The sequence below is a fragment of the Xanthomonas sp. WHRI 8932A genome, assembly GCF_035012785.1.
Lineage (GTDB): Bacteria > Pseudomonadota > Gammaproteobacteria > Xanthomonadales > Xanthomonadaceae > Xanthomonas.
Genome location: NZ_JAYGQQ010000007.1, coordinates 173,043 through 195,260, shown reverse-complemented (window position 1 = coordinate 195,260; position 22,218 = coordinate 173,043). Strand labels below are relative to the sequence as shown.

Annotated in this window: 7 protein-coding genes; 4 read left to right on the top strand and 3 right to left on the bottom strand. The window is 62.2% G+C overall.

Annotation, left to right across the window (positions count from 1 at the left end):
- Window positions 1-223: 223 nt before the first annotated feature.
- The 3 genes from VC212_RS13125 to VC212_RS13115 all read right to left on the bottom strand — a co-directional run bounded on the left by VC212_RS13125 (window position 224) and on the right by VC212_RS13115 (window position 15,871).
- Complete coding sequence (locus VC212_RS13125; protein WP_311239573.1) at window positions 224-634, bottom strand: hypothetical protein; 411 nt, start codon at window positions 632-634, stop codon at window positions 224-226.
- The gene (locus VC212_RS13120; protein ID WP_323526024.1) at window positions 634-14,100 is read right to left on the bottom strand and encodes a hemagglutinin repeat-containing protein; all 13,467 of its coding nucleotides are present in this window, start codon (window positions 14,098-14,100) and stop codon (window positions 634-636) included. Before VC212_RS13120 ends, VC212_RS13125 begins: the two co-directional genes overlap by 1 nt.
- Before the next feature lie 70 nt (window positions 14,101-14,170).
- On the bottom strand, window positions 14,171-15,871 hold the full coding sequence (locus VC212_RS13115; RefSeq protein ID WP_323526023.1) for a ShlB/FhaC/HecB family hemolysin secretion/activation protein: 1,701 nt from the start codon (window positions 15,869-15,871) through the stop codon (window positions 14,171-14,173).
- Window positions 15,872-16,607: 736 nt separating this feature from the next.
- Here VC212_RS13115 and pgaA point away from each other — a divergent pair.
- From pgaA to pgaD, 4 genes are read left to right on the top strand one after another with little or no spacing between them, the layout of a single operon-like run.
- The gene (gene pgaA / locus VC212_RS13110) at window positions 16,608-18,566 is read left to right on the top strand and encodes a poly-beta-1,6 N-acetyl-D-glucosamine export porin PgaA (protein WP_323526085.1); all 1,959 of its coding nucleotides are present in this window, start codon (window positions 16,608-16,610) and stop codon (window positions 18,564-18,566) included.
- Window positions 18,548-20,446, top strand: coding sequence for a poly-beta-1,6-N-acetyl-D-glucosamine N-deacetylase PgaB (gene pgaB, locus VC212_RS13105; protein ID WP_323526022.1), 1,899 nt, complete (start codon window positions 18,548-18,550; stop codon window positions 20,444-20,446). The genes pgaA and pgaB overlap by 19 nt, the downstream gene beginning before the upstream one ends.
- Before the next feature lie 3 nt (window positions 20,447-20,449).
- A complete protein-coding gene (pgaC, locus tag VC212_RS13100; protein ID WP_323526021.1) occupies window positions 20,450-21,703 on the top strand; it encodes a poly-beta-1,6-N-acetyl-D-glucosamine synthase in 1,254 nt (417 codons plus the stop codon).
- Window positions 21,700-22,146, top strand: a complete 447-nt coding sequence (gene pgaD, locus VC212_RS13095) for a poly-beta-1,6-N-acetyl-D-glucosamine biosynthesis protein PgaD (RefSeq protein ID WP_115511895.1) — start codon at window positions 21,700-21,702, stop codon at window positions 22,144-22,146. Before pgaC ends, pgaD begins: the two co-directional genes overlap by 4 nt.
- Window positions 22,147-22,218 lie beyond the last annotated feature (72 nt).

Genomic DNA, 22,218 nt, shown 5'->3' with positions numbered 1-22,218 from the left:
GACCTTCTCTTCGGTAAAACGCCTCTTACCGTCCAACCTCCATGGGTAGGGAATTGGATTCCAAACTGGGGCTCCACTAGAAAACGGGAGGACCCCGGTGCGCAGCAAAAATTCTTTGCATAAGCGACAACACCTATCAGTCCAGCAGTCCAGGATTAACCCTATGTATCAACTCTAAAAAATTAAAAATTAGACACACATCAAGACAGGCAAGTAATAGATATCAAGATACGCAGGCAATAGATTTCGGATAACTCTTACAATACCCACTATTCAGCCTTACACTAACACTCGGCTTACGAACTTTAAAGCCATCCCGACAGGGAAGTAGATTTTTTCTAAATCCATCACACACAGGCGAAACCTTTCCATCCACGCTTTTAACATAACCCATGCTTTGAATACAAAGCATAGAATCCGTAACTTCCTCTTCTGTCCGATAGCCACCAGAAAATTTCTCACGGGGCCTAAAGGGACTAGCATAACCACACTCAAGCATCACCTTCCAAATATCTAAACTATTAGATCCAGCCTTCTTCCAGGTTTCATAATCGTCAGAAGGAGGGGAATCAACGACCACGGGAATGCAACCAGACAAAACAAAAGCCAATTGAATTGATATAAAAAATCTCATCACTTTAACCCCCCCCTAAAAATTTCTACATTTCGAATAAATCTATCAATAACAGTCATTGGAACCTTATCAATAGGAACAGGGGTCGAACGATTTCCTGGTGAGCCAAGCCAGAGCGGCGCACATTCAGCCGGAGCTGCGCCATAACAATTATGAGGAGTATTCTTACCACCCATGACTCTGAGTAACTCCCAAAGAGATGATCCACCATCAGGAGTTACGCCTCCGGTAACAGGATTTAGACCACTAAATATTCCCACGAAGTCATTAGCATGATTTTGCAGCGTAAGGACACCATCCTGGGGATTCGACCACGAGCCACGATCCTGCAAGTACGCTAAAATATGATCAGCCGCACCCGCATTATAAGCGGGGCCCATAAAGTTAACTCTTGTCTCACTAAGTAATCCGACAGAATTAGATAAATTTTCTAGAGACTCCATTGCATTCCCCACTGTCAGTGAGCCACGACTATGTGCATCAAGAACCAAGCCTTCTTGACCATACTGCAACATGTATCCGCGCGTCACTTCAGTAGCATTCGCCAATCCCAAAAGATCGCTTTCCAGATACTTCTGATAGCCGGCAATTAATAGCTCAGAGAAAGCATCACCCGCCTTTGGAAAATGCACAAAATACTGAGGGCCATCTACTGAAGAGTGTTGATTGGCATATTTATTAGCTCCACTAAGAACATTATTTATCCCATTGCTCGCCATATGTACCATCCCATCAGCAGAAGGCTCCAATTTTGACTTTTCATCAAAACTCAATTCCCGTGGATCAAGCAACCCTCCATTCTCGTCTTTTTCAACCACATATACTTTTGCCTCCTTTAAAAATATTGTTTTGTAAGCTTCATCCGTAAATTTGACTGCTTGATCATAAACGAGATTTTTGGCTTGCTGCTCAAATTCAACTCTTTCTTGCAGATCCGTGACATCCACCTTCCTCAGGCCATCGCCACTTAAAATTGAATGATCTCCAGCTAAATCAGGTAAAGCCGAGTAGTCGCCATTTCGCACTTCAATAAAACCCATAGCTACACCACTGTGAGTAGCGCTTGCATGACTCTCCTTTGCACTTCCGTCACCTAGCATATTGCCAACAATCCCTTTGGCTGCGGCATACTTGCTACCACTTAACATCTCAGAATCTACAGACAATGCTAACCCCGAGGCATTACCGCTAGAATTATTCTCAAGACTCTCGACGATCAGACCATTGGTTGACAATCGATTAAGTGTCGCATCCGCCGTACTTGCAATGGCACCGCCAACAAGGTGCGTATTGCCACCAACAGTGATGTCAAATCCACCAGTGCCAGCCTGAATTCCGCTTTGTTCATTAACACTGGTGTAAGTGCTGTTGACCTTCTGCTGGCTGTAGTTCGCACTACTGCCACTAAAGCCCCACACCAACGTCATACCGGCCTGTTGCTGCTTGCTCTTGTAGTCGCTTGTATCTTGCTCACTTTGAATCAGCAAGTCACCGCCTACGTCGGCCAGCACTCTGTCGCCGATCGCTTGTGCACCCTTGATTGTGGTGTCGTTGCCACTGATCAAAGTCAACCTGTCATTAGCGGTCACAACGCTCTCAGCGTGCACATCGCTATTGCCCTTGGCACTGCCCTTACCCGCATAAGCAGTGAGATACACACCCGTCGTGGTACCAACGCTTACACCAATCTCGCCGCCTGCGTTCTTGTTCTCCGACTTGTTGGTGTTTGTCTCCAGGCTACTCAGCAGATTCAGGTCGTTCGCCGCCGACAGCGCGACATTTTCACCATTGATCTTGCTGCCAATGACATTCAGGTCGCCGCCGGTCGCTGCGATGGTGACGTTGCCGTCGCTTAGAATGCGGCTACCGCCAGTGGTTTCCTCATGTGTAGTCGTCTTGCTCGACGCACTGCTAGCGCCAATGCCGATGCGTAGACTCACGCCCCCCATATTGCTGCCAGCGGCCGCGGCTGCCTGATACTCGGCCACGCCGTCGCTGACCGCGTAACCCGCCTTGGCGGCATAGAGGGCTTTTAGACGGTCGTCTTCCACCTCCGAGCCACGTTTAGTCGCGCTATAGGCCGCTTCCGCAGCAGCCACCACTCCACCCGTCAATCCCAACGTAATGCCCGCACTCTGCTGCTTGGACGTCTGCACCGTATCCACGGTGTTTTCCGCCGCGGCAATCGTGACTTCCTTACCCACGATCGTGGTGCTGGTGGCACTCAGCACATCGCTGCCGGTGATGGCCACTTTGTTACCGGCGGTCATTGTCACCGAGCCATCGGTACTGCCGACCAGGCTGCCGCTGTTGGTCACCTCGGTAACATCCAGGCCGTCGGTCTTCTTGCTGACGCCTATCGCAACGCTGAATCCGCCACCGCCATACAGACCGGACTTCTTGACGGTCTTTTCGTGCTCTTCGCTGCGGGTGTTTTGCACAGTGTCCAGCGTGAGGTTGTTACCTGCGGCCAACACTACATCGCCGGTGCTGGCGACCTGCGCGCCCTGCGACAACAGGTCGTTACCTGCCGCAATCTGCACGGTTTCGCCGCTGAGCGTGGTGGTGACGGCCACGTTGTCGTGCCACTCATCATGCGTAGTCGTGGTCTTGCTTGAGAACGTGCCCTTCTTCTTCTTGGTCATGTCCTGCACGGCATCGTGCTGCTCGCTGGCGGCGAGCAGGTTGACGTCGTTGCCGGCAGCCAGAGTGATGCCACCTTCCTTGGCGGCCGCAGATGCGGCGGTCAGGTTGATGTCGTTACCGGCCTGCATGGCGAGATTGCCGCCGGCACTGAACTCGGTGCCGTAGACGGTTTCATCGCTGGTTGCGGTGGTCTGCTTGAAGCGCTTGCGCGTTTCCAGGGTGTTGCTGGTGTCCACCGTGGTCAGTGTGCTGGCGTTGATGTCATTGCCGGCGCTGATGCCCAGGCCTTTGCCGGCGTCCAGCTTGGCCGCGACCAGATTCACGTCGTTGCCGGCGCTGAGGATGAGGTTGCCGCCGGCCGTCAGTGCTTGCTGATCGATGGTTTGGGTCGTGGTTGTCGTGGTGACGCGGGTTTTGCCGTTGCGTGTCTTATAGCTGTTGGTTTCGCTGTCGTTGAGCACCGACTCGACGTTGAGGTTGTTGCCTGCTGCCGCGATCAGATCGCCGCCGGCGTTGACGTTGGCCTGGCGGATGGTCAGGTCGTTGCCTGCGGTGAGTTGCAGGCTGTCGCCGGTGCTGATGGTGGTACGCGTGGCGACCTTGCCGTCCAGACCGGTGGTCGGGGTCAGCGAGAGGTCGTTACCCGCCTGCAGCGCGGCGCTGCCGCCGGCCTTGATGGTGACGCCGTGCAGTTGCAGGTCGTTGCCTGCCGAGACGATCAGATCCTTGCCGGTGATGACCGACACGGCGTCGCCACCGCGCAGCAGGCCGTTATCGTCGCGCAACGCGCTTGGGGTAAGGCTGAGGTTGTTGCCTGCGATCAAGGCCGCGCTGCCATCGGCCTGCACGCGGGTACCAGTCAGCGTCATGTCGTTGCCGGCAAACAGTTGCAAGGTGTTGCTGGCAGTAATGCCCGACAGGATGCCGACGCCGTTGATGGCCTTGGTTGCTTCGCTAATCAGATTGTTGCCAGCGACCAGCGCCACATCGCGGCCCTGGATCTGGCCCTGATTGAACAGGTCGTTACGTGCTTCCAGCGAGACAGCGCCGGTGCCGCTGATGCGGCCCTGGTTGAGCAGGTTGCCTGCGGTGATGCTGACGTCGGCACCGGCGATCACGCCCTGGTTGCTCATGGCATTGGTGGCGTTGAGCTCGACGTTGCCGCCAGCAATCAAGGCGCCATTACCGCGCAATTGCAACGAGTTGGAGGCCAGATACACCACCGGCACCAGTACCTTCTGGCCCTGGTAGTCCTGCTCCACCATCCACACGATGTCTTGCGTCAACGCTGCCGCCTGGGCGGCGGTCAAGCCCACGCCCATGCTCAGCTGCAGCTGACCAGCGGCCGCGACACCCGACTCCAGCAAGGCGCGGTACTGCGCCACGCCATCGGCGTAGTTGCCCAGATAGCGACGACCGGTGAGCTGGGTGATCTGGTCCAGCACCAGGCGCTGCTCGTAGAAGCCATCGCCCAGGCGGGTCTGGGTCCACTCCGGGTCCACGCCCAGCTTGTCCAGCAGGAAGTCGCTGCTGATGAAGTTGTCGTAATTGACGAAGCGCGGATCGGTCTCGATTAGGTAACGACGGCCCGGGCCATTGCTGCGCCAGGCATTGATGCCGCCGAGGCCGACTGCCGCGCGCCCCATGGCAGTGCGATCGGTGGCGTTGCCATTGGACAAGCGATACAACCCGCCGATGGGCAGATCGATCTGCGTCAGCGAGGTCTGGCCGCCGCCAACGATGTTGGTCACCGGAATGGTGGCCGGATCGACGCGGGTGCGGCTTTCGCCAGCACCTGCAACGACGCCGGTACCGGTAGCGGTGGTCTGCACGTTGGCCTGATCAACAGTGCTGCGCACCAAGACACTGTCATTGGTCATGACCGGTGCAGCCGACATGGCGACGATGCCGCCAGATGCCGCAAGCGACGCATCCTGCGTATTCGCGCCAACCTGCGCACCCGCGTTGCCGGCGGTATTGCTCGCCACGCTGATGCTGGCTGCGCCGCCATTGGCCCGGCCGATGACAGCCTGACCACCGACATTTGCCGCGGTCTGCCGCGTGCGACCGCTCAATCCGCCTTGTGCGCTGACGCCATTGAGCGAGGCACCACTGATGTTACGGCCATCGCTGCCGACCGCGCCATTGCTGATACTGGCACCGTTGATGCTGACGCCTTGGCCGCCGGTCATGCTGGCGCCTAGGGCGAGGTAGCTACTATCTACGCTGCCAGAACCTACGACACGCTCATCTGTTTCCCAATAGCAGACCACGTTCTGACCAGGCCGCTGCATGCAGTCGTTATAGACTGCCCTAGCCGTATATTCGGTGTCTGTGTAATTGGCGACCTGCTTAAGCGCCAAGGCCTGATTGAGCACATCATCACTACTGGCCAGCATTCCGTCTGACAAACCACCGACACCACGCTGGTTCACCAGCAGAGAACCCGCAGCAGCTATTGTCGACGTATTGTTTGTTATGTAACCCGACAAGCCGATATTACCACCGGCAATAATCCGGCCTTCGGCGCTAGCCGAAATCAATTGCTCGCGCTCACGCACATCGTAAGAACGGTATACACCAGGATCGTGTCCTGCGTAGCGAACACCACCGGCACCGGAACTCCCCGGCCTTGGATCTCTTCGGATAACGTCTTCGGGCATAGCAGCATTAGCAGCAACACGCTCCGCCTCTGTCAGAGGTCCAGTTCTGGCATTAACAACACGCCGCCGATTATTCAGCTGACTAGCCGCAATCAAAATACTTCCATCGGCCTCAATGCTGCCCGACAGGTTATTCACCACACCGGTGCGCGAGACCAAGGTGCCACCACCATCCTGCGCACCACCAATGGCGATATTGCGCAGGCTGAAAATGCGCGCATCGCGGTTGAGCAGTTGATCGCGCACGATCAGGTTCATGTTGCCGGTGGAACCCAGCAGGGCCGAACCATAGGCAGCGTTGTTGGTCACACCGCCAAAATCTGCGCCGTTGACCAACGTGCCGGTATTCACCGACACATTGCCGCCGACGATGCTGCCGGTGTTGTAGACGCTGTTTGCCACCAGCGAGAGCGCGGCGTTGCCGGAAATACTGCCGGCGTTGTCGATGACATTGCCGCCGTTGAGGCGGGTATCGTTGGACAGGATGTTGGCGCCGGCGCGGTTGGCGATGCTGCTGGCGGTGATGTCCAGGCGGCGCGCTGCCTTGAGCGTGGCCTCGTTGACCAGGTTGCCGCCCAGACGCAGGTTGAAATCGCCATTACTGGTGAGATCTGCGCCGGCGCGATGCGTGTAGTCGCTGCGCAAGGTCAGATCCAGCAGGTTCTGCGCCAGGATGCTGCCACCACCGTCGAACCCGACGGTATCGATCACCACATCGCCGGCGCCGCCGGTGATGCTGCCCGCGCCAATCTGGCCACCGGCATTGCTCAGGCTCTGCAGGTTCAGGCGAACTGCCTGCTCGGCTTTGATCCTGCCGTTCTGATTGTTCAGCGTGGCGCCTGCGCGCTGCAGCAGGAAGCTTGCGCCGGCATAGATGTTGCCGCCCTGATTGTTCAAGGTGTTGGTATTGGCGATCAAGTCGCCGCCTGCCACCAGCTGCCCGCTGTTATTGGCAATACTGGCGGCATCGATCACCACGCTGCCGCGTCCACCGAGATTACCGCTGGTGTTGGTCAATGCGCCGCCGGTGGTGATACGCGTCAGTCCGCCGCCATTGTTGACGATGCTGCCCTGCGTATTGTCGATCCGTCCGCCCGATACGGTGAGCGTGTTACCGGCGTCGAGCTGGCCGCCGCTGTTGAGCAGCGCGCCTGTTACCGCAACATTGAGATCGCGGCCCGCACTGAGTTTGCCGCTCTGGTGATTGTCCAGCTGGCCGCGTGCGGTGACGCTGAGGTCGCGCCCGGCTTGCAGGCTGCCACCGGAGCTTGCGATATTTTCCGCAGTGATCACTGCATCGGTACTGGCACCAATGAGGCCAGTGCCGTTATCCAACCCACGAGTGAGCTCGACGCGCAGACTGCCGCCCACACCACCGCTGCTCACCGCCTGCAGCGTGCCACCGCTATTGCTGAGGCTATCGGCACGCAACGTCATCGCGCCACCGCTGGCCTGCAATAGGCCGCTACGGTTGTCGACAGCACCACCGCTTTGCACCGTCAAACCGCGTGCAGCGACCGAACCACCGAGATTGTTGAGGCTGGCCGCAGCAAGCGTTGCATCGCCAGCGGCAGCCACCGTGCCGCCCTGATTGTTCATGCCGCTGCTGGCGCCGATGTTCAGCGTCCCCTGCGAGACGATGCGACCGTTGGCATTGCCCAATGCGCCACGGCTGGTGACCGACGCAGTGCCAGTACCAGCGTGTTCGATCCGTCCCTGCGCATTCTCAAGGCTTGCGGCAGTGATGGTCAGATCCTGCCCATTGCTGGCCAAGGTTCCCAACGTGTTGTCGATTGCGCCACCAATGCTGACGCGCGTCGCGCCTGCACCACTTTGAACGAGACGGCCGCCGGCATTGTTCAAACTGCCGCCGTCGATGCTGAGCTGACTGGCCTGGAGTTGGCCGCCAGTCGTCGTGAGACGGCCGTTATCGATAGTGCCGCCTGCCTGCACAGTCAGCGTGCCGCCGGCGAGCAGGTCGCCGCCACGATGGTCGAGGCTACCGCCGGTGGTCAGCGCGACATTACCGGTGGCGCGCGTGCTGGCACCAGCCAGCTGCAACTGGGCCCCCTGCGCCAGCAGATTGCCGCCCGCCAACAACTTGCCCGAGGCACTCAGCTGGCGATCGGCGACCAGACTCAACGTACTGCCGGTTCCCAGGTTGCCATCACCCGCAATGCCTGCACCAACCGTACCGGCGATGGTGATTTCACCCGCACGCAGGCTAAGATTTCCGGCGGCAGTGGTCTGCCCGGCGTTTTCGATACGCGCGCCTTGCAGTCCCACCGTCTCACCACTGACCACGCCCTGCTGACGCACTACGGCGTCGCTGGCGAGCGTGATCTGCTGGCCGCGCAGCTGACCTGCAACGGTCAGATCGCTTTTCGAACGCAGGTCGAGCGTGCTGCCTGCACTCAGGGTGCCGCTTTGCGCCAACGTACCGTCGGCTTGCGCAGAGAACGCGCCCGCTGCTGCCAGGCTTCCGTCGAGCTGCAGGTTGCCACGGCTGATCAAGGCGACGTCGCCGCGCTCGCTACCGAGCTGACCAGTGCTGGCGAGCTGCGCGGCCTCCACACGCAGGCCGTTGCCGCCAATTAAATCACCGCGATTGTCCACCGCACCTGCGGCGGTCAGACCCAAGCGCTGCAAGCCGTACGCCTGGCCGGTCTGACGTAGTGAGCCGACACCAAGCGTCAATTGATTGCCTGCGCGCATCGCGCCTGCATTGTCGAGCAAGCCGGCGATGGACAGCGTGGTATCGCCTTGTGCTAGCAGCACGCCCGTGGCGGTGTTGCTTGCACTGGCTGCGGTGACGGACAGATTCTGGCCGGCGACAACCTGTGCCGCGTTGGTCAATGCGCCGGCCGCACTCAGCACGACTGCGCGATCAGCCTGTGCCACCCCGGCCACTGCCAGGTTACCCGTGCTGCGCAGGGTCAAATCAGTGCCCGCATCCAACGCGCCGCGGCTGTCGATCGCCGCGCCATCAAGACTGATCGCACCGCCGCCTTGCAGGACAGCAGTTTGTCCCGTGGTGACCGTCGCACCGCGCAGGGTTGCGTTGCCGCCAGTGGCGGCCTGCCCGTTCAACGCCAGCGTGCGCTGCGCCTGCAGGTCGAGGGACGAAGCCGACTGCAACGTGCCTGCTGCAACCAGATCGCGCCCTGCGTGCAATGCGACCGACTGCGCCTTGAGCGACCCGCCTTGCTGCAGGTCACCAGCAGCGGTTGCCTGCAACGTGGTTGCGGCAGCCACAACACCTTGCAACGCGATGTCGCCACGGCTGACCAGCGTGACGTTGGCTGTTTCACTGCCAAGCTGCCCGCTGCTGCGCAGGGTGCCTGTGTCCACCGTCAACGCGTCCTTGGCGATCAGGTTGCCGCGGTTATCGACCAGCCCGCTCGCCGTGACAGTCAACGCCTTGCCGGCGATGGCGGCACCGCTCTGGTCGATGCTGGTGGCGGTCATGCGTAAATCGCCACCGCTCTGCACGCTGCCTGCGTTCTGCAATGTGCCAGTGGTAAGTGTGACGCCGCCCTGTGCAGCCAGCGTGCCCGTGGCAGCATTGCTGACAGTGCCTGCCTGCACCGATAGGTCACGGCCTGCGATGACCTGACTGGCGTTGCTCAACGCGCCGTCGGCACTGAGTACGACGTCGCGATTGGCTTGCGCCACGCCTGCCAATGCCAGTGCGCCGGTACTGCGCAGACGCAGGTCGCTACCGGCGTCGAGCGTGCCGCGGCTGTCGATGGCCGCGCCCTCTAGGGTGATCAAACCAGCGCTTTTCAGCACAGCAGCAGTTCCGGTGGCGATGCTGTTGCCACGCAACGCGGCATCGCTGCCTGCCTGTGCCTGACCATTCAAGACCAGCGCACGCTGCGCCTGCAAGTCCAGTGTGGAAGCTGACTGCAGCGTACCGCCGGCAGTGAGATCGCGCCCCGCTTGCAGGCCAACTGTCTGCGCGGTGAGCGAACCAGATTGCACCAGGTCACCCACTGCAGTGGCCTGCAGCGTGGTGGCGGCAGAGACGACGCCTTGCAGATCGATCGCATTCTGGCTGATCAGCGTCAGCGCGCCATTCACCGAGCCAAGCTGGCCGGTGCTGGTAATGCTGCCGGCGGCGATGCTCAGATCCTTGCCGGAAACCAGCTGACCACGATTGTCGAATGCGCCAGTCGATGCGATCGAGATCGCATCGCCGCTATAGAGTCGGCCGCGCTGCAACAGCGACCCTGTCGACAGCGCCAGCCCACGCTCGCCGTGCAAGGTACCGCTATTGTCCAGTGCGCCAGCGACGTCGACACGCAGGTCCCGCATCGCACCCAGCGTCGCATTCGTCAGGTTTTCGGCGCTGGCCGCCTGCACACTGAGGTCGCGTGCGGCGACAACCTGCGCGCCATTACGCAATGCATTAGTAGCAGTCAGCGCGACGTCGCGTCCGGCCTGGGCAATACCGCCCAATGTCAGATCGCCTGCGCTACGCACGCTCAGGTCGGTTGCTGCATCGAGCGAGCCACGGCTATCGATCGCTGCGCCATCCAGGGTGATGTTGGCACCGCTCTGCAGGACAGCCGTGCTGCCAGTGGCGATGGTTGCGCCCTTGAGGACGGCGCTGCCCGTGCTCGCTGCCTGGCCATTCAAGGCCAGCGTGCGCTCGGCCTGCAGATCCAGAGTGGATGCAGAATTCAGGGTGCCGCCGAGAGTGAGATCGCGGCCAGCCTGCAGTGCAATGGACTGCCCGTTGAGCGCGCCGGCTTGCTCAAGATCACTGCCGGCGGTAGCGCGCAGCGCGGTTGCCGCGGCGACCACGCCACCCAGCTGCATGACGTCCTGGCTCGCCAACGTCACATCGGCACGTTCGCTGCCCAACTGCCCGGTGCTGCGCAGCGTGCCTGCATCGATCTGCATCGCATCCTTGGCAATCAGCGTGCCGCGATTGTCCAGCGTGCCCGCTACCGCAACCGTCATTGCCTTGCCTGCAGACACGCTGCCGCTCTGGTCCAGCGCTGCCGCGGTGAGCTGCATATCGCCACCGGCCTGCACGCGGCCGGCGGTGTTGAGCTGCGCCGTCGTCGTCAGGGACACATTGCCCTCGCCTGCCAATACGCCAGCGGCAGTGTTGTCCAGACGTTGCGCCTGCACTGTCAGATTGCGGCCTGCGACGACCTGCGCGGCATTGCTGACGGTGTCGGCCGCGCTCAGACGCACATCACGTCCGCTCTGTGCAATGCCAGCCAGGGACAGATCGCCATCGCTGCGCATTTGCAGATCGCTGCCTGCGTCGAGCGTGCCGCGGCTATCGATTGCGGCGCCGTCCAACGCGATCGCACCGCCAGCCTGCAACACCGCACCCTGGCTGTTAATCACGGTGGCTGCACGCAATGCAGCATCGCCACCCACCTGGCCTTGTGCGGCAAACGTCAGCGTGCGCTGCGCCTGCACATCCAGCGCGGATGCAGCACGCAAGGTGCCGGCCGCAGTGAGATCGCGACCGGCAGCGAGGACCATGGTTTGCGCGGTCGCGGAACCTGCTTGTTGCAGATCGCCACCGGCCGTGGCCTGCAGCGACGTCCCCGCAGCGACCACACCCTGCAATGCGATGTCGCCATCGGTGGTCAGGCGCACCTCTGCCGCTTCGCTGCCGAGTTGACCGCTGCTGCGCAAACTACCGGCCTCGATCTGCAAGGCGTTCTTGGCCACGATGTTGCCAGTGTTGTCGAGCGCACCTGCTACCGACACCGACAGCGTATTGCCCGAACCGACCCGGCCACTCTGGGTCAGCGTGTCAGCGGCGAGCTGGAGTGCATTGCCGGCATAGAGGCTGCCGGCATTGTCGAACGCACCGGTGGTGCGCAAGCGCATATCGGCATCGGACGAAAATGCAGCACCCTGCGCATTACGCAGCGACGCCGCATCCACCTGCAGTGCACCTGCTGCAACCACGTTGGCGCGATTGTCCAGCAGCCCACCTGCCTGCAAGGTAGCAGCGCCTGCGCTCTGCACCGTGCCGCTCAGGGCCAGACCATTAGTGCTTGCAATCCGCAGATCACCGCCTGCATCGATCACGCCATCATGATCAACGGTGGAGCCACGCAATTGCAGCGCGCCGCCACTGCGCAGCTGCCCACGTTGACGCAATGCACCGTTCGCCTGCAGGTCGAGCACACCAGCCGACTGCACGATGGCATCACTGCTCAGCGCGCCGCCGGTGGCGATGTTCAGTGCACCACGCGTGCTCTGCAATGTGCCGGACACCGCCGTATCGCCGCCGCTGCGCAGGTTCACGCTGGCGGCATTCACCGCACCGGCAATCCGTGCATCCGTGCCGGCATCCAGTGCCAGCGTGCCGCCCGCCACCGTGTTGCCGCTCAAGCTCAAGCCAGCGCGGCTGCGCAGCGTGGCGTCGCCGCGTTGGCTACCAATGTCGCCGCGGCTTTCCAGCTGTGCGGCGTCCACGGTCAATGCATTGCCGGCGACGACGGTCCCGGCGTTGACCAGCCCGCCAACCACGGTTGCCTGCACGTCACGCGCGGCAGACAAGCTGCCGGTGGTGGTCAGATTGTTGGCCTGGACACGCAAATCGCGCCCCGCGTAGCCGCTGCCGGCATTGCTCAACGCGCCGGCGCTGCGCAGATCCAGATCCGTGCCAGCCGAGACGGCGCCGCGTTGCGCAATATCGATCGCAGCGGCGTTGAGCACGAGCGTATCTGCAGCGATCACCCGACCCTGCACATCCAGGCGGCCACCGGCCTGTATCTCTGCAGCCTGCCCGGCCTGGGCCAACCCGTCCATGCGCACATCACCGCTGCCGACCACACGCAGTGCGGACGCTGCATCCAGCGTCCCCAGCGCATCGATGCTGGTTGCGTTCAATGCAATGGCGCTACCGCTCTGCAAGGTGCCGGATAATGCAATGCGATTCGCGCGTAGCGTTGCACCCGTGCCGCCATAGGCCACACCGCCGCTGCGCAACACGCCGTCAGCGCCCAGCTCCAGCGCGCCGGTGGTATGCAGGCTGCCATCGGCGGTCAATTCGGAGCCGAACAGACGGATCGCCCCCGCGCTGCTACGCCCGGTATGGCTCAACGCACCGTCGGCCTGCGCAGTCAACGCGCCAGCGGCCACCAGGTCGCCGGCTAGGCGCATGCCTGCGCCACGCAGGCTGACATCACCCTGCTGCGAGCCAAGCACGCCGCGCTGGTCCAGATCACCGCTTGCCCGCACGTTCAAGCCATCGCGTGCCACGGCGGTGCCGCTCAGACTCACCTGCCCAGCGCTGTCGATCTGCAGATCACCGCTCTGCGCGGCAAGGGTGCCGCGGCTGACCACGCCCACACCGGCTTCGGTAGCGATCAGGCGGATGCGGTCGGCATACATGCCGCCCAGTTGCGCGACATCGATGCCGATCGACGGCGCAGCACCATCGGTACCAGGCAGCACGTCGAGCAACATGCCGTCGTAGTTGACGCGCCCTGCGCCAGCGCTCGCGACCAATTCCTTGGTCCAGATCGACCCATTGACGCTGAGCTGACGCGACAGCAGATCCAGACGATCCACATTGAAGGCGTCAAGACCATTGCTGCCGATGCTGAGCGCACCGCCGGTGATGGTGAAGCCAGTCAATGCGCCATCGCCGCCCAGGTTGGGCGTGCCGGTGGTCAGCGTGACGCGCGAGGTATTGAGAAATCCGCAGCCGTCGCAGGAAATGCCATTGGGATTGGCAATGACCAATTGCGCCTTGGCGCCGGCGATTTCGGTGTAGCCCTGCAGGCGGCTGCTGGCGGAGGTGACCTCGTTGAGGATCAACGACGCCGCACCACTACGCTGCAGATTATTGTTGCCGGCCACATAGCCGCCCAGCTCGGTCTTGGAGATCTGCGCGCTGTTGTTGAGGATCAACCCGTTCGGGCCGACGTTGAAATTGCTGTAGCGATTGTGCGAAATGCCGCGCGCATTGGGGGCGACGATATCCACCACCGGCACGCCGTTGGCCGCGACCTGCTGGCCGGGTGTCTGACCACCGGGGTTGGCCGTCGGCACAACCTGCGCCCACGCCGGAAACGATGTCCAGGTCACGGTGAAGCACAGCAGCAGCGCCAACGCGCGCTTGCTTTGTTCGGCTACGTAACCACGCACGCTCATCGCTTCGGTGTCCATCGTTTCTCTCTCGCCGCCCGCAGGCGTCATCAATCAACAAGCGCGCCGCCGGCTGGCAGCGCGATCCATGTCAAAACTGGTAGATCACACGCGCGCCGTAGGCCGGCTGCGCACTTCCAAATCCATCGGGCCGGTGGATCGCCCAACCGGCAAATGCATCGACGCTGGCGCCAAACCAGCCGCCGCGCAGCCCTACCGCGCCACCGACCAGACTGCGACTGCGTAGCCCGCTGGCGCTGGTGCCATCGATGCGTCCCGCGTCCAAACCCAGGTAAGGCGTGAGCCCGATCTGCTGCACCGGAAAACTCAGGGTATTGCGCCAATACCCGCCTTTTTCGGCACCCAGGGTCGCTTCGCCATCAAAGCCGCGCACGCTGTACCGGCCGCCGATCGTGAAGAATTCCGAGCCAAGCAACAGTTCGCCTGCGGTCTGGGCACGTAGGCTGCTTTCCCAGGCCATGGGCACCGCACCCAGCTTGAACGGCAGCGCAGTGCTCACATCCAGCGTGGTCACGCCATATCGAAAGCTGGGGAAACCGATTTGCGGGTCATAGCCGGTCCATTGGCTGTTGAACCACGGCGTGCCGCGTCGGTGTGCGATGCGCACATCCAGCTGCATCGCGCCCAGGTAACGCCGATGCGTGAAATAGAACTCGGCACTACTGGTATCGCGCCGCTGGATACCGATCTCCACGCCGTCCAGATAGCTGCGCGCACGCCGCCGCCCCACTGTCACCCCGGCAGAAGTCTTGCTGGTGCCATCGCGATGCAAGACGCGCTGGATGTCCAGCTGGGCATTGCTGGATTCGCCGCTGGACTGGAAGGTCTGCAAGAACCCGTCCACGCGCTGGTGATAGCGGTACGACGACGCCGACAGCGCAACCGTCCACCAGCCCCACGGCAGGCTGTAGCTCAGACTGTTGCCGCGGGTGCCGCGCTCTTCATCGCGTGTCGCCAGATCGTGGCTGTAGCCGACACTGAGCAGGTCGTTGAGCCCCAACGGATTGTCTAGCGACACATCCAGCCCGCCCTGCACGCGACCGGTGGCTTCCACGCCCGAATCCTCGGCGTTGACCACACCGCGCCAACGCCGCCCATGCTGCAAGGTGATGACCAGATCCGATTCGCCTGGCGCTTCGCCCGGTGCGATATCGATCTTGGCGTCCTGCGATGGCAGGCGCTTGAACTGCTCCACGGCTTGTTCGATCGCGCGCAAATCCAGCAGATCGCCAGTGCGCAATGGCAAGGCGGTCTTCCAGTGCGCACCGTCGGTATCAGACACCACACGTACCGCACGCAAACGGCCCGGCATCAGTTCGAAGCGCAACTCGCCGCGTGATAAATCCTGCTCGGGCACGCCGATGCGCGTTGTGACAAAACCGCGCGCGACCAGCCGATCCAGTGCGCGACGACGAATGACATCGATGCCGATGCGGCCGATGCAGCGTCCCTCGTAACGGCGCAGCGATTTCCACAGCCAAGCGAACCGCGCAGCATCCTGGCCCGCGCCCGACAGGCGCACACGCGTGATCGAAAAACACAGCGCCTCTTCGGGAAGCACAGTACTGCGTACGTCCACGCGCTCGGCATCCTCGCGCGGGCCGGCGAAAGGCGCCTGGCGCTCCTGATCCTGCCGACGCTGAATCTCTTCGGCCTGGCGCAGTTGCTCCTGCCGGTCCAGGCTGGTCGGTGCCGATTGTTGTGCAGCCGCCAGCCCGGCGACCGCCCATAGGCAAGCCGCCAGCGCCAACGGCGCCGATCGCATCCACATCTGTCATGCCCCCTGTGCACCGGTCAGACCTGGGCCTGCCGTTGCTCACATCGCCGCACCTGGCTGCCAAAACGGCAGCACAACCCTTGGACACGGCGAATGCGGCGCCACTGTGCTGCAGCGTTAAGAGCAGGTCAACGCAGCGTGTAGGGGCCACCCTGTAAGAAAATGCCGACAAATGCATTTATGTGACATAAATCACACAAATATCGGACGCTACCGTAAGGGTCACGGAGATCGCAGGGTCGCTTAATCGCCCTCATAGGCCCGAAGTTCCGCCAACGCGCGGCTATTGAGACTATTCAAGACATGCACCACAACGCATACCGTTACCCCTACCTGTGTCTTAACTCATTCTTGATGCGTAGACGGCTTTTCAAAAATGAGGCCGGACGCTGCTGTCGACTCAATAGATGGGCCGCTACATTGGCGCCCATGATTGTGCAGACCTGCGCATTTGTGCCAACCGATCTCAAGTAATGAACATCTCATCAACATAGTGATGACGCTCGCTTTACACGGGCATACGCAGTATCGCCGCACTTCATAGCTGGATCGCTTGTGAACTTCTCTTCCCCCCTGTTTGCACATGCACGTGCAGCGCGGTCGTCCTGACCGTACAGGCGCACTCACTCCCCTGATCAGCCTTGCCTTGTTTGCCGCATGTGTGCCCCTGGCGCACAGCGGAGAAGTGCGGTCGACAGATGTGACTGGCGCCTCCATCGCCCTTACGCCCATGCAGCAAGCCGAGCAATTGCGCGGCCAGCAGCGCTATGCGGAGGCGCTCGCCATCTACGAACGCGTGTTGCGTGCAGACCCGCGCGACAAAGGCGCGTACACGCTGCGTGCGCTCACGCTCAGCGATCTGGGCAGCGCGCAGCTTGCCGCAGAAGCGATGTGGCGCCATCCGGACTGGTTTTCGCAGCAGGAGCGCGAGCGCATCGACAACGATCGCGTCGCGCGCATGATCGGCTGGGCCAGCGCCGAGCCGGTCGATGCCGCGCACCGCTATGCCGAGACCGATCAGGCGTTGGTCAATGTGGCGCGCATCGAGCGCGATGCACCACCACAGGTGGCCTGGGAAGCGACGCGGTTGCGCATCGACAGCCTGGTTGCCCTCAATCAGCGTCAGCGCCATCGCGACGTCGTTGCCAACTATCAGGCATTGCGTGCGGAAGGCATCGAGGTGCCCAGCTACGTGCTGCCGACGATTGGCGATTCGCTGATGGGGCTGCGTCGCCCTGCCGAAGCCGAGACCGTGCTGCGGCAAGCGCTGCAACACAGCCCGGACGACTTCAACACGCAACTACTGCTCGGCTACGCATTGCTGGAGCAAGAACGCTTCGATCAGGCGATGCCGTTGTTCGAACAACTTGCGGCCACGCAAGCGCCTTGGCCACGTCGCGCCGGCGCAACCAGCGGCTACGAAAACTGGGACCGTTTCAGCGCCGATGTCGCACTCGCCACCGCGCGCTCTGCAGCCAACGACAACCGCGGTGCGGACCAGGTATTGCGCGAGCGCATCGCAATTGGGCCCGATAATGCCGAGCTGCAAGCGGCATTGGCCTCGATCGAATCGCGCCGCGGACACACCACGCAAGCCCTGCAACGCAATCAGATCGCGCTGACGCTGGACCCGCATCAAAAGCAGGCACGCAGCGGCGTGGTCGAAAACCAGCGCGATCTCGATCGCCTGGATCTGGCCGATGCGCAGTTCAAGACCTTGCGCACCGAGTATCCCGATGATGTCGGCCTGCAACGGCTGGGTGCGTCGCTGGAGCGCCAACGCGGCTGGCAGGTGCATCTGAGCCATGCCTGGGGACGCAGCGACAACGACAACAGCGCCAGCGCAACCTCGCCGCTCGGCAATCATTTCGGCAGCTCGCTGCTGGAAGCCGAATCGCCGCTGCTGGGCGAGCGCTGGCGCGTGGGCTTGCGCGCGCGCGACGACTGGGCCGATTTTCAGGACACCCGCGTGCGCTATCGCAGCTTCTGGCTGGGCACGCACTACCGCTACGACCGGCTGGATCTGAGCGCCTACGGTGGCCGCGCACTTGATGATTTCGATCGCGATGGCACCGCCTGGGCACTGGATGCGGGCTGGCGATTCTCCGATGCGTGGTACGGCAGCGTTGCCTGGCGCACACGCGACCCGGAGGCATCGTTGCAAGCGCGTCGGTTGGGCATCACCGGCGACAGCATCGGCGCGACGCTGCGCTGGACACCCAGCGATGAAACGCGCTGGGACCTGCAGGCACGCCAGCTGCGTTACAGCGATGGCAATCGGCGTAACCAGCTCGATCTCTCGGGCAGTCAACGGCTGTGGGCACGGCCGCATGTGCTGATCGATGGGCTGATTTCTGCATCTGCCGGGCGTGCCGAAGACGACCGTGTGGTCGATTACTTCAACCCACGCCGCAGCGCAGGCGTGGCTGCGGGTGTGCGGATCGAACAGATTGGCTGGCGGCGTTACGACTACGCGTTTCGGCAGCGTCTGGAAGTCACCGCCGGCCCGACCTACCAATCCGGCTTTGGCAGCCAATGGGTGCCTGCGCTGGCCTATCGGCATCTGTGGTCGCTGGGCGATGGCAGCGCGTTGACGTATGGCGTGAGCTGGTCGCGCCCGGTCTACGACGGCCGGCGCGAACAACAACTTGGATTGGACCTGGATTTCCGATGGGGAGGTACGCCTTGATCCGCCTGCCGCTGTTACTGCTCGCACTGCTGCTGATGACCTTCGCGTCGTCGGCGCATGCGGGTCTGCTGGTGCTCAGCTACCACGATATTCGCGACGACGTCGCCGCCAAAGGCGACCCGGATCGCTATGCGGTGTCCACCAGCAACTTCGCCGCGCATCTGGATTGGCTGCGCTCGCACGCGTATCACCCGGTGAGCGTGCAGCAGGTGCTGGATGCACGCGCCGGCCGGCGTGCCCTGCCCTCGCGGCCGGTGTTGCTCACCTTCGATGACGGCTTACGTAGCGTCTATACACGGGTATTTCCGCTGTTGCAGGCCTACGGCTACCCCGCCCTGGTCGCGCCGGTAACCAGCTGGGTCGAACTGCCTGCGGGCAAGGTGGTGCCGTACGGCCCGCGCGATTTCACCCGCGACGATTTCGTCACCTGGGCGCAACTGCGCGAGATGCAGGACAGCGGCCTGGTCGAGATCGGCTCGCATAGCGACGACCTGCATAAAGGTATTGCCGGCAATCCTTTCGGCAACCAGACCCCTGCGGCAGTCACACGGCTGTGGGATGCGAGCAGCGGCTACGAGAACGAAGCCGACTATCGCCAGCGCATCGAAACCGATCTGCGGCATAGCCGCGATGCCATCGTGGCGCATCTGGGCAAGCCGCCGCGCACGATGGTGTGGCCGTATGCCGCCTACAACCGCGCCAGCAACGCCATTGCCGCGCAACTGGGCATGACGCTCAGTTTCGATCTGGAAGGCCGCTCGCACGAAGCCGATATCGGCCAGCAAGGCCGCGACCGCGTGGATGGGCAATTGCTGGCCAGCCTCGGGCGCTTGTTGTTGTTCAACAACCCCGACGTGCGCGATCTGGCCGGCGAACTGCGCCGCGATCTGTCACGCGATGGGCTGCGCGCCATCCAGATCGACCTGGACTACGTCTACGACCCGGACCCGGCACAGCTGGCGCGCAACCTCGACATCCTGGTTCAGCGCGTCAAGGACATCGGGCCCAGCCACGTCTTCCTGCAGGCCTTTGCCGACCCGGATGGCGATGGCGCGGCCGATGCACTGTATTTCCCCAATCGGCATCTGCCGATGCGCGCCGACCTGTTCGGACGCGTGGCATGGCAGCTGCGTACCCGCGCCGGTGTGCGCGTATTCGCCTGGTTGCCGGTGCTCGGCTTCCATCTGCCCGACGCGCAGCAACAGGCCGCATTGCAGATCCGTGCAAACGACCCGAAGGATGTGCCGCGTCTGGACCCGGGCAACCCGCGCACCCGCCAATTGGTCGCCGACGTCTACGAAGACCTCGCTGCGAATGCCTACTTCGAAGGCCTTCTGTTCCATGACGATGCCTACCTGCGCGATGACGAAGTGCCGGCCTACGGCGGCGGCGATCCGGCCAAGCGCACGCAGGCGCTGATCGGCTTCACTCAGCAGCTCAAGGTCGCCGCAGAGCGCTGGCGTCCCAAGCTGGTCACGGTGCGCAATTTGTTCGCGCAGCCGGTGCTGGAGCCGCACAGCGAAGCGTGGTTTGCGCAGCGTCTGGACGCTTTTTCTGCCGCCTACGATTACACCGCGCTGATGGCGATGCCCTACATGGAAAAGGCCGACGACCCGCAGCAGTGGCTCACGCAACTGGCCACGCGCGTCGGTCAGCAGCCACATGGTTTCGACAAGACCATCTTCGAACTGCAGACCGTGGATTGGCGCACCGGCAAGCCGCTACCTGAGGGCGTGCTACTGGCACATTCCAAACTGCTGCTGGCGGCCGGCGTGCGTCATCTGGCGTATTACCCCGACGATTTCATTGGCGGCCATCCGTCCCTGCCCGAAGCGCGCGAAGCCATCTCGGCCCGCCAATTCCCCTATATCGAGCGATGACCGATGACGACCAGCCTCTTACTGGCCGCCCTGTTCAACTTCGCGTTTTACTACCCGATCATCATGGCGTTTTTCTGGATGATCGGCGGTATCTACTACTACCTGCGGCGCGAACGCGGCACACCAGGGCCGTCCAAGCCGCCGCCGATGGCCAGCGAGCCGTTCGTGTCGTTGCTGATGCCTTGCTACAACGAGGCCAAGCATGTCGCGGAAACCATCGCAGCGATGAGTGCGCAGCACTACGCGGACTTCGAGATCATTGCCATCAACGACGGCAGTACCGACCGCACCGCCGAAGTCCTCGACGACCTCACGCATCAGCATCCGCGCTTGCGCGTGGTGCATCTTGAGCAGAACCACGGCAAGGCCAACGCCTTGCGGGTCGGCACGCTTGCGGCGCGGTCCGATTATCTTGTGTGCGTGGATGCCGATGCGATTCTCGATCCGCATGCAACGCGCTGGATGGTGGGTCACCTGATTTCCGGCCCGCGCGTCGGCGGCGTTACCGGCAACCCGCGCGTGCGCAATCGCACCACGCTGATGGGCCGCATGCAGGTCGGCGAGTTCTCCGCAATCGTGGGCCTGATCAAGCGCGCCCAACGCGTGTACGGCCGCCTGTTCACCGTGTCCGGTGTGATCTGCGCGTTTCGTCGCTCGGCCCTGCACCACGTCGGCTTTTGGTCCGACAACATGGTCACCGAAGACATCGACATCTCCTGGCGCCTGCAGCTCGATGGCTGGGATATCCGTTACGAGCCCAACGCGCTGTGCTGGATCCTGATGCCCGAAACCTTTGGCGGCCTGTGGATGCAGCGCCTGCGCTGGGCGCGCGGTGGCGTCGAGGTACTGCTGAGCCATGGCCGCCGCGCACTGGCCTGGCGCAGCCGGCGCATGTGGGCAGTGCTGCTGGAATACACGCTGAGCCTGATCTGGGCCTACGTGATGTTGTTCATCATCGTGCTGTGGGTGCTCGGCAAGTTCATCGCGATGCCGCCTGCGCTGTATATCGACACCATCCTGCCACGTTGGCATGGCCTGGTGCTGGCAGTGGTCTGCCTGCTGCAGTTCGGCACCAGCCTGATCATCGAACGTCGCTACGAAAAAGGCCTGGCACGCCAGTTTTTCTGGGTGATCTGGTACCCCGCTGCCTTCTGGATGATCGGCATGCTCACTGCCGTCATCGCCTTCCCCCGCGCTCTCATCGCACGCCGCAATAAACGCGCGCGATGGAAGAGCCCCGACCGAGGAATCCAATGACCCCGCCCATCATCAACCTGCCGCAACGCCTCGGCCGCTCGCGCCGTCTCGCCTATGGCGCTGCCACCGCCGGCGCCTGGATGGTCTATTTCTATCTCTGGGCACCGCTGGCCACGCTGATCGCCTGGTTCTTCGGCCTGCGCAGCGCGTATACCGAGCTCTACCTGCAGCACAACGCCATCGACCCGTTCGCCCTCGGCGCACTGCCGGTCATCGCCCTGATGGCCGCCATCACCACGGTCGGCTGGGCCGAATACAACCGCCTGCGCTTCGCCAACGCCGACAAGCGCAAACGCCCCCGCACCGTGGCCGAACTGGAAGTGGACCAACGCCTGGGCGCCACCGAACAACTCGGCACCCTGCTCCGCCATAGCCGCATCTCATCGGTGTCGATGGATAAGTCCGCACGGCCGGTGGGGGTGCGGGTGGTGCGGCATCGGTGAGAAAGGTAGCGTTTGCGTAACGACAAACGAGCTAGTGCCTATTTTGCGCGGGCAGGCCCTGCCTCCCAAGCA

Coding starts and splice junctions, on each gene's coding strand:
- VC212_RS13125 (WP_311239573.1), bottom strand. CDS start 634: ATGAGATTTTTTATATCAATTCAATTGGCTTTTGTTTTGTCTGGTTGC.
- VC212_RS13120 (WP_323526024.1), bottom strand. CDS start 14,100: ATGGACACCGAAGCGATGAGCGTGCGTGGTTACGTAGCCGAACAAAGC.
- VC212_RS13115 (WP_323526023.1), bottom strand. CDS start 15,871: ATGTGGATGCGATCGGCGCCGTTGGCGCTGGCGGCTTGCCTATGGGCG.
- pgaA (WP_323526085.1), top strand. CDS start 16,608: ATGCAGCAAGCCGAGCAATTGCGCGGCCAGCAGCGCTATGCGGAGGCG.
- pgaB (WP_323526022.1), top strand. CDS start 18,548: ATGGGGAGGTACGCCTTGATCCGCCTGCCGCTGTTACTGCTCGCACTG.
- pgaC (WP_323526021.1), top strand. CDS start 20,450: ATGACGACCAGCCTCTTACTGGCCGCCCTGTTCAACTTCGCGTTTTAC.
- pgaD (WP_115511895.1), top strand. CDS start 21,700: ATGACCCCGCCCATCATCAACCTGCCGCAACGCCTCGGCCGCTCGCGC.